The sequence below is a fragment of the Streptomyces sp. NPDC051555 genome, from assembly GCF_044454405.1.
Lineage (GTDB): Bacteria > Actinomycetota > Actinomycetes > Streptomycetales > Streptomycetaceae > Streptomyces.
Genome location: NZ_JBITDP010000001.1, coordinates 736,886 through 749,299, shown reverse-complemented (window position 1 = coordinate 749,299; position 12,414 = coordinate 736,886). Strand labels below are relative to the sequence as shown.

Annotated in this window: 13 protein-coding genes; 6 read left to right on the top strand and 7 right to left on the bottom strand. The window is 74.6% G+C overall.

The window, feature by feature from the left end; translation table 11 throughout:
• The first annotated feature begins 197 nt into the window (after nt 1-197).
• On the top strand, nt 198-524 hold the full coding sequence (locus ACIBEA_RS03210) for a DUF6968 family protein (protein WP_399257336.1): 327 nt from the start codon (nt 198-200) through the stop codon (nt 522-524).
• Between the two features lie 19 nt (nt 525-543).
• Here ACIBEA_RS03210 and ACIBEA_RS03205 read toward each other — a convergent pair whose 3' ends face one another.
• Nucleotides 544-1,563, bottom strand: a complete 1,020-nt coding sequence (locus ACIBEA_RS03205; protein ID WP_399257334.1) for an aldo/keto reductase family oxidoreductase — start codon at nt 1,561-1,563, stop codon at nt 544-546.
• Between the two features lie 67 nt (nt 1,564-1,630).
• On the bottom strand, nt 1,631-3,124 hold the full coding sequence (locus tag ACIBEA_RS03200) for a hypothetical protein (RefSeq protein ID WP_399257332.1): 1,494 nt from the start codon (nt 3,122-3,124) through the stop codon (nt 1,631-1,633).
• A gap of 209 nt (nt 3,125-3,333) precedes the next feature.
• On the opposite strand from ACIBEA_RS03200, the gene ACIBEA_RS03195 reads away from it, so the two are divergent.
• Nucleotides 3,334-4,083, top strand: coding sequence for a GntR family transcriptional regulator (locus ACIBEA_RS03195; protein ID WP_399257330.1), 750 nt, complete (start codon nt 3,334-3,336; stop codon nt 4,081-4,083).
• A 24-nt stretch (nt 4,084-4,107) separates the two neighbouring features.
• On the opposite strand, the gene ACIBEA_RS03190 is transcribed toward ACIBEA_RS03195, so the two are convergent.
• From ACIBEA_RS03190 to ACIBEA_RS03180, 3 genes are all read right to left on the bottom strand, one after another.
• Nucleotides 4,108-4,413, bottom strand: coding sequence for a cupin domain-containing protein (locus ACIBEA_RS03190; RefSeq protein WP_399257328.1), 306 nt, complete (start codon nt 4,411-4,413; stop codon nt 4,108-4,110).
• Nucleotides 4,414-4,552: 139 nt separating this feature from the next.
• A complete protein-coding gene (gene aroA / locus ACIBEA_RS03185) occupies nt 4,553-5,818 on the bottom strand; it encodes a 3-phosphoshikimate 1-carboxyvinyltransferase (protein ID WP_399257326.1) in 1,266 nt (421 codons plus the stop codon).
• Nucleotides 5,819-5,979: 161 nt separating this feature from the next.
• Nucleotides 5,980-6,615, bottom strand: a complete 636-nt coding sequence (locus ACIBEA_RS03180) for an alpha-ketoglutarate-dependent dioxygenase AlkB (protein WP_399257324.1) — start codon at nt 6,613-6,615, stop codon at nt 5,980-5,982.
• Between the two features lie 128 nt (nt 6,616-6,743).
• Between ACIBEA_RS03180 and ACIBEA_RS03175 the strand changes: the two genes are divergently transcribed.
• Entirely contained in the window at nt 6,744-7,364 is a 621-nt protein-coding gene (locus ACIBEA_RS03175) for an L-threonylcarbamoyladenylate synthase (protein ID WP_399257322.1), read from the top strand.
• 85 nt (nt 7,365-7,449) lie between these two features.
• Here the strand turns inward: ACIBEA_RS03175 and ACIBEA_RS03170 are convergent, their stop codons facing one another.
• Both ACIBEA_RS03170 and ACIBEA_RS03165 read right to left on the bottom strand, forming a co-directional pair.
• A complete protein-coding gene (locus ACIBEA_RS03170; protein WP_399257319.1) occupies nt 7,450-8,064 on the bottom strand; it encodes a TetR family transcriptional regulator in 615 nt (204 codons plus the stop codon).
• A complete protein-coding gene (locus tag ACIBEA_RS03165; RefSeq protein ID WP_399257917.1) occupies nt 8,061-9,491 on the bottom strand; it encodes an MFS transporter in 1,431 nt (476 codons plus the stop codon). The genes ACIBEA_RS03170 and ACIBEA_RS03165 overlap by 4 nt, the downstream gene beginning before the upstream one ends.
• A gap of 379 nt (nt 9,492-9,870) precedes the next feature.
• Between ACIBEA_RS03165 and ACIBEA_RS03160 the strand changes: the two genes are divergently transcribed.
• The 3 genes from ACIBEA_RS03160 (at nt 9,871) to ACIBEA_RS03150 (ending at nt 12,382) form a co-directional block, all read left to right on the top strand.
• Nucleotides 9,871-10,311 carry a ribonuclease domain-containing protein gene (locus ACIBEA_RS03160; RefSeq protein WP_399257317.1) on the top strand — a complete coding sequence of 147 codons (441 nt, stop codon included), beginning with the start codon at nt 9,871-9,873 and terminating at the stop codon, nt 10,309-10,311.
• A gap of 77 nt (nt 10,312-10,388) precedes the next feature.
• Nucleotides 10,389-11,627, top strand: a complete 1,239-nt coding sequence (locus tag ACIBEA_RS03155; protein ID WP_399257315.1) for a sensor histidine kinase — start codon at nt 10,389-10,391, stop codon at nt 11,625-11,627.
• A gap of 47 nt (nt 11,628-11,674) precedes the next feature.
• Entirely contained in the window at nt 11,675-12,382 is a 708-nt protein-coding gene (locus ACIBEA_RS03150) for a response regulator (RefSeq protein ID WP_399257313.1), read from the top strand.
• Nucleotides 12,383-12,414 lie beyond the last annotated feature (32 nt).

Genomic DNA, 12,414 nt, shown 5'->3' with positions numbered 1-12,414 from the left:
GGCCGCCCGCCCCCGGGCGTGCGTTGTGACGTGGGACGTTGCCTCCTGGCCGGGTTGTGGCACCCTGTTTTGCGGTTTTTGTGTTGTCGGGTGGTGGGCCGGGGGGGCCGCGGCCCCCCGTGCCGACCCCGAGCACCTCCAGACATACCTCCGGGCTCCGCGAACCGACGGCCCGGAGGCGGACCACAGGAGCGACCATGCCCGACAGCGACACCCTCGGCCCCGTCATCGCCCACCGCACGCTGGAGGCGGTGCCCGAGAGCGGCGCACCCTTCACCGTCTCGCTCCAGCTCGGCACCCCGCGCCCGGAGGGCGATCCCGACGGGGACTGGATCTGCCCCTGTCGGATCGAGGGGATCGACGATTCGATCGTCTACGAGATCCACGGCGTGGACGGTCTGCAGGCCGCCAGCATCGCGATGAGCGTCCTGCAGAGCCAGCTCGAACACGCGGCGCGCGCGGGCGGGCTCACCTTCACCTGGGGCGGCGAGAGCGGCCTCACCGCCGCGCAGACGTCCCCTTAGGGGGTGCGGGTCCGCCGTCCTACGGCAGCGGGACGCCCCGGGCGGTGAGCCACAGGTCGTACCACTCGTCGTGGGAGAGGTCCGGCTCCCGTCGCGCGGCGTCGCGGCAGGCACGGATCCGCTCCGGGCGACCCGTGCCCACGACCGGGGCGATCCGGGCCGGGTGGCGTTGCAGCCACCAGAGCACGACGGTCTCCGGCGTGGTGCCCTTCGCCTCGGCGAGCGAGCGGACGAGGCGCGCCGTCGCGTGCTGCTCCTCGGTCTCCTGCCGCCCGCTGAAGCGGCCCTGGGCCAGCGCGCCCCACGCCTGGAGGCGGACGTCGTGGGCCCGGCAGTATTCGAGCGTTCCGGTGGGGAAGCCGTTCGCCGCGGCGGCGGCGGTGTTGACGAGGACGCCGTCCTCCACCCAGTCGCGCCGGTCCAGACTCATCTCCAGCTGGTTGACGACGAGGGGGAAGTCCAGGTGGGCCTGGAGGGCGGCGATCTGAGCGGCGCTCATGTTCGACACGCCGAAGCCGCGGACGAGCCCCTGCCGTCGGAGCGAGGTGAGCGCCCCCGCGACGTCCGCGGGATCGGCCAGGGGGTCGGGGCGGTGCAGGAGCAGTACGTCGATGACGTCGGTGCGCAGGCGGCCGAGGCTCTCCTCGACGCGCTGGAGGATGGTCGTGGCGCGCAGGTCGTAGCGGCCGGGGCGGTCCCCGTCGGCCAGCCGGATGCCGCACTTGGTCTGGAGGGTGACGCGTGCGCGCAGGCCCGGCGTGCGGCTCAGCACCTCGCCGAAGACGGCTTCCGCCTTCCCCTGCCGGTAGATGTCGGCGTGGTCGAAGACGCTGATCCCGCTCTCCAGCGCCGCCTCGATCACCGCCTCGGCCTCGTCGACGTCCGCGGGCCCGTAGGGGTCCGTGCCCCAACTGCCGCCGAGCGCCATGCACCCGTAGACGACCCGGGCGCTGTCCACGCCGTCGGGCGCGCCGACCCGTTGCGGCTCCCCGTCCGGTGCGGCTCCTGCGGCTCCTGCGACCCCTGTGTTCTCCGGCATGGCGCCCACCCTACGTCCGCCCGCCCCCGCGGCGGCCCGTGCGGCGGCCCGTGCGTCCGCCCACGCGTCAGCCCCCCTGCCCCGCGGGTGCGCCCCGGTCGTCGGGGGCGCCGTCCGCGAGGGTCCGCTCGATCGCGTCCACTCCGTGGATCAGTTCGCGGTTGAGTGCGTCGTCGGCGGCGAAGTCGCGGGTCATGTCGACGTAGTAGCCCTCGGGCAGGGTCGATTCGGCCAGGGAGAGGTCGGCTTCGAGGTTCCGCAACCGGCCGATCGACAGCCGGACCGGCAGCTCGGCCAGCTCCAACGCCCGGTAGAGGGCGCCGTCGTCGGGCGCGCCGGACGGGGACAGGGTGCGCAGCGCCCCGGCGAGGGCGCCGGCGCGGAACTCCGCCAGGGCGACGGCCAGCTCGATGCCCCCGTACGAGACCTCGATCGAGCCGGGCTCGTCGTGCGACAGCCACGACGCGAGGCCGCCGGCCCGGCGCGGGGCCGCGGCGCCGGGTCCGGACACGGCGTCGAAGGCGGCGCCGGCCCTGGTGACGTCACGGGTCAGCGCGTCGGCGAAGGCCCGGGCGTCGACGGCGGGGAAGTCGACCCCGGAGTCCCGGTACCAGGATGCCTCGGCGTCCTTGCGGAACCGGTCGGCGTGGAAGGCGAAGAGCGCGCCGAGGCGTACGGCGGCCAGCTCGGCCACGGGCAGGTGTCCGCGCACGGCGGCCCGGTGGGCCCCGTCGCGCCCGACCAGTTCCGCCAGTTCCGCGGCGTAGGCGCGCAGCGGCGCCTCGGGACCGCGGCCGGGTCCCGGAGCGGCGACGGGGGCGGGTGGCGCGGGGGCTGCCCAGGGCGGGACCGGGAGCCGCGGATCGAGCCCCCAGGCCCCGGGGAAGGCCCGGGCGAAATCGGCGCCGTACGGGCCCGCGTCACCGCGGCGTCCGAGTTCGGCCAGCCCCGCTTCCAGGTCGAGCACGCCGTCGAGTACGGCGACCAGCTCGTCCAGCGCGGCGGTGAGCCGGGCGGTCAGCGCGTCCTCGGTCGGCTCCCCCAGCAGCCGTGCCACGGACCGCAGCGTCCGGTGGACCTTGCCCGTCGGCAGGAGCAGCTCGTAGCCGATCTCGCCCGGCGCACATCCGTCCGCCGTCAGCGCGATCACCCGGCGACGGCGCGGTTCGAGACCGGCCAACCGGTCGGTGAGGGTCTTCCACCCGCCGTGGGCCGCCGCCTCCCGCGCTCCGGGAGCCAGCGGCCCACCGGTCGGGGGCGCGGACCCGGCCACCCCGGCGGGGTCCGCGGCCGCCGATCGCTCCAGCCCCGCGAGGGCGACCCGGTGGGTCCACGCCCGGGACTCCCCCGCGCGGTCACGACCCGGGGCGGGACCGCCCCGCGGCTCCGGTGCGGCGGCGTCGACGGCCGTCCAGTCCCTGGCCGCGGCCATCGCGTCCTGGGCGAGCCGCGCGGCGACGCCCGGGTCGGCGCCCCGCACCAGCAGGAACGCGACGAGGCGTGCGGTGTGCGTGCGGTAGAAGCCGGCGAACTCCGCCGTCGTGCCGTGGGCCGTGTCCACCACTGTCCTGCCCCCTCGTGCGCCGGAACCGGGGCCGCAAGCGAGCCCGGGTCAAGACCGGCACCACGCTATCCCCGGGGCGGCGGCCCGGGTTCCGATCCGGCCAAACCCGTTCGGTTGCCGAACACCTACTCACCGAAAGGTATAGACCACTGCTACGTTGGTTCAGCAGACCGCGCAGTCCTTGACCACCCGTCCGAGGAGAAGCCATGCCCTCCCCTTCGCGGGGTGACGGCCCCGCCGTCATGCCCAAGTACCAGCGGATCGCGGCAGCGCTGCGGCAGGAACTGGAGCGCACCGCCCGCACCCCCGGCGCCAAACTGCCCTCCGAGCGCGTCCTGGCCGCCCGCTACCAGGTGAACCGCCAGACCGTCCGGGCCGCCCTGCAACACCTGCGCGAGGACGGCCTGATCGTGACCGGCCGCCGCGGCACCCGGTCGGTGTCGGCCGTCCAGCCGCCCGCCCACCCCGCACGGCAGTCGACTCCCGCCGCCCCGAGCCAGAACTGGCTGACGCACGTGACGGTGGCGCCCTCGCTCGCCGCCCTGCTCTCCATGAGCGGCGGCGAACGCACCCTGGTGCACCACCACCGCACCCTCGGCCCCTCGGGCGAGACCCTGCACCACGCCGTGACGTACCTCTGTCCGGCCGTCGTCGCCGGGACCCCGGAGCTGGCGGGCTACCGCGACCGGGCGGCCACCGCGCCCCGCGACGAGGACCTGCGGCCGCTGCACCGGTGGTTGGAGCACGTCGCGACGACCGCCCGGACCGCCGAGACGATCACGATGACCCGCACCACGCACCCGTCGGCCACCACCGCGGCCAGCGGCCTGTCCGTGCGCCGTACCCTGCACGACGCCGCGGGACGGCTGTTGACGGTCACCGACCTCGCGTACCCCACGTGGGACCGCCTGATCTTCCACCGCGACCTCCCGACCCCGGGCTTCCTCATCAGCTGAGGCCCACGCCGGCCGCGCGGAGCGTCACGCCGCCCGGGTCTCGACGATCACGAGGGTGCCCCGGCTGCCGGGGCGGACCGCGTGGGGCGTGCCGGCCGGGACCACGTAGACCTCGCCGGGCGCCACCGTCACGGTGCGGCCGTCGACTTCGAGCGCGAGGTGCCCGTCGAGGACGAGCAGGGCCTCGGGCCCTTCGTGACGCTCCACCTCGACGGGCAGCTCGTCCATCCGCAGGACCTTCACGCAGGCGGTGCCCACCTCCCCGACGACGCGTGAACTCCACGCGTCGGGGAGGTCCGTCGCGGTGTCGATCAGGTTGATCAGGCTCACGGCACACTTCTCCTACCGGCCCGGTGAGGTCACCGGCCGTTTTCGTCACGGTCTTCGGATGTCCGCGACGTTATCCGGGGCGGGCCGGCCGCCGGTCGACCGTAAGGCAAAGGATCCGGGCGCCCCCTGCGGCTACGACCTACGCCGTCCCCGGCGCTTCGGCCCAGCCCGCGCGGAGCTCCGCGAAGGCGGTGTGGAACTCCGGGAAGGTCTTGCGCACGCAACCGGGGTCGTCGAAGGTGATGCCGGGCGTGCGCAGCGAGGTCACGGCGAAGGACATCACCATCCGGTGGTCCCCGTGGGTGGTGATCCGCGCGGGCCGGGGAGCGCCCGGGGTGATCTCGATCCAGTCCCGCCCGGTGGCGACGTCGATGCCCAGGCTCCGCAGGTTCTGCGCGCACGCCTCCAACCGGTCGCACTCCTTGACCCGGGTGTTGTAGACGTCCTCGATGCGCACCGGCCCCGAGGCGAAGGGCGCTATGGCCGCCAGCGTGGGCATCGTGTCGGAGATGTCCCTCATGTTGACGCTCAAGCCGCGCAGTTCACCGGTGCCGGCCACGGTCGTCCGGTCGCCCGCGATCCGCACGGTGGCGCCCATGCGCTCCAGGACCTCGACGAAGCGCAGGTCTCCCTGGAGGGCGTCGCGGCCGAGGCCGGGCACGGTGACCTCCCGGCCCGTGAGGGCGGCCGCCGCGAAGAAGTAGCTCGCGGTCGAGGCGTCCGGCTCGACGGGGTAGGCGGCGGCCCGGTACCCGCCGGGCGGCACGGTGTAGATCCTGCCCCCGGCGGTGTCCTCGCGCCCGACCTCCACCCCGAACGCCCGCATCATGGTCGTGGTGATGTCGACGTACGGCTCCGAGACCAGCCGGGTGACGGAGATCCGCAGGCCCGCCTCCGTCAGCGGGCCCAGCATCAGCAGGGCGGTGAGGTACTGCGACGACTCCCCTGCGTCCAGGGTGAGTTCACCGCCCTTGACCCCCTGCGCGGTGACGGTCAGCGGGTGGTGCCCCTCGACGTCACCGTGCCGTACGTCGACCCCCAGCTCCCGCAGCGCGCGGGTGAGCGGGGCCACGGGGCGGCGGCGCATCTGGGCGGAGGCGTCGAACCGGTACTCGCCCCGGGCGGCGGCGGCCACCAGCGTGGGCAGGAACCGGGCGGTGGTGGCGCCGTCGCGGCAGTACACGTCGGCCTCGGCCACCGCCGGTCCGTCGGGGCGCCCCTCGATGGTCCAGGCGCCCGGCTGCCGTTCGACGCGGTATCCCAGGGCCGTCAGGCCCTCCGCGAAGCCCTCGGTGTCGTCCGAGTGCAGCGGGCGCAGCAGGGTGGTGGTCCCTTCGGCGGCGGCGGCGAGGAACAGCGCCCTCGCGGTGATGGACTTGGAGCCGGGGACGTCGACGTTCGTCACGGGAGCCTCTCGGGTGCGGGTGCGGGAGCCGGTGCGGTGCGGTGCTCGTGGTGATGATCCTGCCCGGCCCGGCGCCCCGGCGACGGAGGCTTCCACCCGTTGGACGGCCCTGCGGACCGCCCCGATCGTTCGGCCACGCCCACCGCCGCGCCGTCGCGCCCTCACCGCACCCCGCGGGTGCGGAACTGGATGCTGATCCGGGGGCCGACGGCGCGGGCGGTCTTGGGGATCGCGTGCTCCATCGTCCGCTGGCAGGAACCGCCCATGACCACGAGGTCACCGTGGCCCAGGGGCAACCGCAGCAGGGTCGGACCGCCGTCGCGCGGGCGGACGGCGAGGTCCCGCGGGTCGCCGACGGAGACGATCGCGACCATGGTGTCCTGGGTCGCGGAACGTCCCGTGCGGTCCCCGTGCCAGGCGACGCTGTCGCGCCCGTCCCGGTAGAGGCAGAGGCCGGCGGTGACGAAGGGTTCGCCGAGCTCGGTGGCGTAGTGCCGACCCAGCGCCTCCCGGGCCTCGATGAGGACGGGGTCGGGCAGCGGGTCGTCGGCCCGGTAGAAGGCGAGCAGCCGGGGCACCTCCACCTCGCGGTCGTACATCTGCCGCCGCTCGGCCTGCCAGGGCACGTCGGCGGCCAGCCGTTCGAACAGGGCGTCCGCCCCGGTCAGCCAGCCGGGCAGGTGGTCGACCCAGGCACCGGCCCCGAGCACGGTGCGCCGCAGGCCGGCGAGCGGGCCGAGCGCCGTTTCGTCGCTCTGGTCGAAGAGGGAACCCTGGAGTCCGTGGAGGCCGCGCATGGGTCGAGCGTACCGCGCCATCCGAACATCTGCTCGATTTACTGCGCCCCGAACGCGGGGGTGTCCGAACGCACGGCCACCGTTGCCCTGCGGGGTGCGGGGCGCCGCTGATCACGTACGCTCGGCGGATGGCGAAGTATTTCGATGTACACCCCGAAAACCCCCAGCAGCGCACGATCAGCAGCGTCGCCGACAGCATCCGCGCGGGCCAGCTCGTGGCGTACCCCACGGACTCCTGCTACGCGCTGGGCGTCCAGCTGGGCAACCAGGCCGGCGTCAGCCGGATCCGTACGATCCGCCAGCTCGACGACCGCCACCACTTCACCCTGGTGTGCCAGAACTTCGCGCAGCTGGGCCAGTTCGTCTACGTCGACAACGACGTCTTCCGCGCGATCAAGGCGGCCACTCCCGGTAGCTACACCTTCATCCTCCCCGCGACGAAGGAGGTGCCGCGCCAGCTCCAGCACCCCAAGAAGAAGACGGTCGGCGTGCGCATCCCCGACCACGTCGTCACCCAGGCACTGCTCGCCGAACTCGGCGAACCGCTGCTGTCGAGCACGCTGCTCCTGCCGGACGAGCCCGATCCGATGACCCAGGGTTGGGAGATCAAGGACCGTCTCGACCACGTCGTCGACATCGTCGTCGACTCGGGCGAATGCGGGACGCAGCCGACCACGGTCATCGACTTCTCCAGCGGCGAGGCCGAGATCGTGCGCCGCGGAGCGGGCGACCCCAGCCGCTTCGAGTGAGCGGGAGGGCGGCGGGCCCGGGCGTCGTGCCGGGCCCGACCGTCGGGCGGCCTCGCCGTCGGGGCCCGACCGTCAGGGCTCGCCGTCAGCCCGCCCCGCCGTCGATCAGCCGCTGGAGCCCGGGCGCGTACAGCTCCGCGAGCCGCTCCGGCGTCGTACGGGAGCCCGCGCCGTCGGGTCGGTGCAGGCTCAGGGTGGCGCCCAGCCCCAGCAACTGACCGGCGATCAGTTCGGCGCGCAGCTCCCGGTCCCGACCGGCGAGGGAGGCGGCCAGCCGACCGGTGACCTGCTCGCGGAAGCGGTCGCGCAGCAGGGTGCGCTCGTCGTCGTTCCCGAGGGAGAAGACCACCCGCAGCAGCGGGTCGCCGCGCAGCTCGTCGCGCAGCCGGACCATGGTCAGGACGAGGTGGCGGCCGAGCGCGTCCGGGGCCCCGGCGAAGAGGGCGTCGGCGGCGGGGCGGAAATCGGCGACCGTGTTGAACAGGCGCTCCTTGCTGCCGAACCGCTTGACGATCAGCGACGGACTGACCCCCGCGTCGGCGGCGATGCCGCGCAGGGTGACCTCGGCGTACGGACGCAGCGTGAAGGCGCGGCGGGCTGCCCGCACGATGGCGTCACGACCCGTCTCCGCCCCGGCGCCCTCGCCCTCGCCCTCGGCCCCCGTGACGGGTGCCGCGGCGGGGTCCTCGATCGCGCTCATGTCATGGTCTCCCGGGCGGCGGGCGCAGCAGTCGTCACCGCGACGTTACCCGCCGGGCCGCCGGGGCGCGCCGAGGGGAGGAGGAGGGTCACCACCAGGGCGGCGAGGGCGGCGCCGGCCGCGATGAGGAAGATCAGCAGGTAGGCGTGCAGGGTGGGGGCACTGCGCCCGCCGACGGTGAAGGTGACGTGCGCCAGTACCGCGGCCACGACCGCGCTGCAGCACGCCTGCCCGACCGAACGCATCAGGGTGTTCAGCCCGTTCGCGGCGCCGGTCTCGGTCACCGGCACGGCCCGCATGACCAGCGCGGGGAGCGCGGAGTACGCGATCGCGGTGCCGGAGGCGACCACTGTGGCGCCGGCCACGATCAGCCCGAGACTGTGGCTGGTGAAGAAGCGGACGACGTATCCGAGCGCCATGACGGCGGCGGCCAGCGCGAGGGCCGTCCGGGGGCCGTACGTGGCGGAGATCCGCGCCGAGACGGGGGACAGGGCCACCATGGCCAGGCCGCCGGGCAGCAGGCACATTCCGCTGACCACGATGGAGGCGCCCAGGCCGTAGCCCGTGCTCGTGGGCTCCTGCACCAGCTGGGCGGTGACCAGGGAGTTCGCGTAGAAGGCGAAGCCGATGAGCAGCCCGGCCACGTTGGTCAGCAGCACCGCCGGCCGGGCCGAGACCCGCAGGTCCACCACCGGGGAAGCGGTGCGCAGCTCGTAGCGCGCCCACAGGAGCCCGACCAGCAGCGAGCCGCCGAGCAGCCCGAGCGTGCGCGCCGAGGCCCAACCCCACTGCGCCCCCTGGGTGATCGCGAGCAGCGTCCCCACCAGGGTGGCCGCGAGCCCGAGGGTGCCGATGACGTCGAAGCGACCCGGTGTGCGCAGGGGGGACTCCGACACGAAGCACAGGACGAGGACCACGTCGAGCACGCCCAGGGCGGCGGAGGCCCAGAACATGGTGTGCCAGTCGAAGTTCTCGACGACGACGGCCGCCACGGGGAGCCCGATCGCGGCGCCGATGCCGAGGGTCGAGCTCATGAGGGCGATGGACGGCAGGACCCGCTCGGGCGGGAGTGCGTCGCGGATGATGCTGATGCCGAGCGGGATGACGGCGAGCGCGGCCCCCTGGAGGGCCCGGCCCGCGATCAGGACGCCGATGGCGGAGGTGAGCGCGCACAGCACGGATCCGGCGGTGAGCACGCCGAGCGAGGCGAGGAGCACGCGCCGCTTCCCGTACATGTCACCGGCCCGACCGAGTACGGGCGTGCAGACCGCCCCGGTCAGGAGGGTGACCGTGACGAGCCAGCCGGCCGCGCCGGGAGTGGCTCCGGTGAGGTCGGGGACGTGCGGGAGGAGCGGCACCACCAGGGTCTGCATGACCGCGACGACCGCGCCGCAGAAGGCGAGCACGGGGACGGTCAGGCGCGACACGGGTCGGGGGCCCGATGCGGACTCCGACGCGGACTCGGGGTCGGGTTCGAGGTCGGGTTCGAGGTCGCGTTCGGAGTCGGGTTCGGACTCGGGTTCGGACTCGGGGTCGGGTTCGGGGTCGGGTTCGGGTCGCACGGCGGGCACGGGGCTCCAGACACTGGTCCCCGAAGCGGGGTGCACAAGCGTTCACCCTCACGGTAAACGCTTGTGCACCCCCTTGTCTCCCCCGCGGCGGGCAGCCGAGCGGACCCGCCGGGTGTCCGCCCGCTGAAGCTCCGGGGACGCTTGCGCCCCGACCGTCGCCCTACCGGTGAACAGGCGTGGAAATCAAGGGAGTTGATGTTGACGACGGTATCCGCGCGAGCGCCACGATGGGCACATGAGAATCCCCCCGCGCCTGGCCGCCCTCGGTGGCGTCGCCGCCGTCTCCCTCGCCCTGTTCGTCGCGCCGACCGCCTCGGCCGTCTCCACCGCGTCGCCCGCGTCCGTCGGGTCCGCCGCGCCCCGCTCCGTCTCCGCCGCCTCCGTCACGGCGGTCGGCACCGTCTGCTACTCGGCCCTGCCGTCCCAGGCCCACGACACCCTCGACCTCATCGACGCGGGCGGTCCGTTCCCGTACTCCCAGGACGGTGTCGTCTTCCAGAACCGGGAGCGGCTGCTGCCGAGCCACACCACCGGGTACTACCACGAGTACACGGTCGTCACCCCGGGCGCGCCGACCCGCGGCGCCCGACGGATCATCACCGGACAGCGGACGGACGAGGACTACTACACCGCGGACCACTACGCGAGCTTCCGCCTCGTCACGTTCACCTGCTGACGTACTCCGCGGGGAGTACGCCCGCCCGCACCGCCCGGCGGACGACGCGGGGCCCCGGGGCCCTCTAGCGTGGCCGCATGGAGGAACGGCGGGAGCGCGGGGCGCGGCGGGAGCACGGGGCACGACGGACCAGGACCAGGACCCGGATGCGGCTCGGTCCGCCCTGGCGGACCGCCCTGCTGGTCGCCGTGGTCGCGCAGGTGGGCACGGGCTGGGTGGAGCACCTGCAACCGGACCGGGAACCACTCGGCTGGCCCGGCCGGATCCTGTTGCTCCTCGGTCCGCTCCTGCTCGTCCTGCGCCGCCGGTACCCGGCGGCCGTGGTGGGCGGGGTCTGCGCGGTCACGCTCGGCTACCTGGCGGGCGGATACCCCTACGGTCCGGTCTTCTTCAGCGTGGCCGTCGCCTGCCTGTCCGCCGTGGTCGCAGGGCGCCGGTACGCCGCCTGGACCTCCGTCGGGCTGCTCTGGGCGGGGCACCTGGCGATCGCGCACTGGCTCTACCGGTGGCTGCCGCCCGCAGGGGACGGGCCCGCGTCGTGGGCGGCCGAGGGCCCGGTCATCGCCTGGGTGCTCGCCCTGCTCGCCGCGTCCGAGGTGGTGCGCGTGCGCCGGGAGCAGCGGGCCCGCGAACGGGCCGAACGGGCGGTCGCCGAGCGGCGCCGGGCGGACGAGGAGCGGCTGCGGATCGCCCGCGAACTGCACGACGTACTGGCCCACAGCATCTCCGTGATCAACGTGCAGGCCGGGGTGGGGCTGGCGCTGTTGGATTCCGATCCCGAGCAGGCCCGTACCGCGCTGCGCACCATCAAGGCCGCCAGCAAGGAGGCCCTGGGCGAGGTCCGCCAGGTACTGGACACGTTGCGCGCCCCGGGCGCGGCACCCCGTACGCCCGCTCCCGGACTCGACCGGCTCCCCGAGCTCTTCGCCCAGGCCGCGTCCGCCGGGCTCACGGTCTCCCTGGAGGGCGCCGCGGACGGTCGCGGCCTGTCACCGGGCACGGACCTGGCCGCGTTCCGGATCGTCCAGGAGGCGCTGACCAACGTGGTGCGGCATTCCGGTTCCCGTACGGCGCGGGTCCGCGTCACCCGCCCGCCCGGCGCATTGGAGCTCCGGATCGACGACGACGGACCGGCCACGGGCGGCGACCCGGGCGGCAGCGGCAACGGGCTGACCGGCATGCGCGAACGGGCCGCGGACCGGGGCGGCTCCATCGAGGCCGGACCGCGACCGGACGGCGGCTTCCGGGTCGTGGCCCGGCTGCCACGGGACACCGGCGCCGACGCGGGAGCGGACGCGCACGGGGAGCGGGCGTGAGCGGGGGCGTCCCGGGAGGCGGGCGCCCGAGCCGTAGCCTGGGGCCCATGAACGGGACGACCGAGGACCACCGGCCGCCGCCGGTGCGGGTGCTGCTCGCCGACGACCAACAGCTCGTGCGGGCCGGCTTCCGGGCGCTGCTCGACGCACAGCCGGACATCGAGGTGGTCGGCGAGGCGTCCGACGGGGCCGAGGCCGTCGCCCTGGCGCGCGCCCTGCGTCCCGACATCGCCCTGATGGACATCCGGATGCCGGTGCTCGACGGACTGGCCGCCACCCGTGCGATCACCGGGGACCCCGCGCTGGCCGCCGTCAAGGTGGTCATGCTGACCACCTTCGAGCTGGACGAGTACGTCTTCGAGGCGATCCGCGGCGGGGCCTGCGGGTTCCTGGTCAAGGACACCGAGCCGGAGGAACTGCTGCGCGCCGTACGGTCGGTGGTGGCGGGCGACGCCCTGCTCTCCCCCGGCGTGACGCGCCGCCTGATCGCGGAGTTCGCGGCCCGCTCGAAGGCTCCGCGGGACCCGGCCGTGGCCGGGGAACTGCACCGGCTGACCCAGCGGGAGCGGGAGGTGGTGGCCCTGGTGGGCATGGGGCTCTCCAACGAGGAGATCGCCCGCCGCCTGGTGGTCAGTCCCCTGACGGCCAAGACGCACGTCAGCCGGGCGATGGTGAAGGTGGGCGCCCGCGACCGGGCGCAACTGGTCGTACTGGCCTACGAGTCGGGGCTGGTCCGACCCGGCTGGCTCGGCTGACCCCGGCTGACCCCGGCAGGGAACCGACCGGG

What these genes read in the sequence shown, in the direction of transcription:
- ACIBEA_RS03210 (WP_399257336.1), top strand. Translation starts at nt 198, where the DNA reads ATGCCCGACAGCGACACCCTCGGCCCCGTCATCGCCCACCGCACGCTG.
- ACIBEA_RS03205 (WP_399257334.1), bottom strand. Translation starts at nt 1,563, where the DNA reads ATGCCGGAGAACACAGGGGTCGCAGGAGCCGCAGGAGCCGCACCGGAC.
- ACIBEA_RS03195 (WP_399257330.1), top strand. Translation starts at nt 3,334, where the DNA reads ATGCCCTCCCCTTCGCGGGGTGACGGCCCCGCCGTCATGCCCAAGTAC.
- ACIBEA_RS03180 (WP_399257324.1), bottom strand. Translation starts at nt 6,615, where the DNA reads ATGCGCGGCCTCCACGGACTCCAGGGTTCCCTCTTCGACCAGAGCGAC.
- ACIBEA_RS03175 (WP_399257322.1), top strand. Translation starts at nt 6,744, where the DNA reads ATGGCGAAGTATTTCGATGTACACCCCGAAAACCCCCAGCAGCGCACG.
- ACIBEA_RS03170 (WP_399257319.1), bottom strand. Translation starts at nt 8,064, where the DNA reads ATGAGCGCGATCGAGGACCCCGCCGCGGCACCCGTCACGGGGGCCGAG.
- ACIBEA_RS03160 (WP_399257317.1), top strand. Translation starts at nt 9,871, where the DNA reads ATGAGAATCCCCCCGCGCCTGGCCGCCCTCGGTGGCGTCGCCGCCGTC.
- ACIBEA_RS03155 (WP_399257315.1), top strand. Translation starts at nt 10,389, where the DNA reads ATGGAGGAACGGCGGGAGCGCGGGGCGCGGCGGGAGCACGGGGCACGA.
- ACIBEA_RS03150 (WP_399257313.1), top strand. Translation starts at nt 11,675, where the DNA reads ATGAACGGGACGACCGAGGACCACCGGCCGCCGCCGGTGCGGGTGCTG.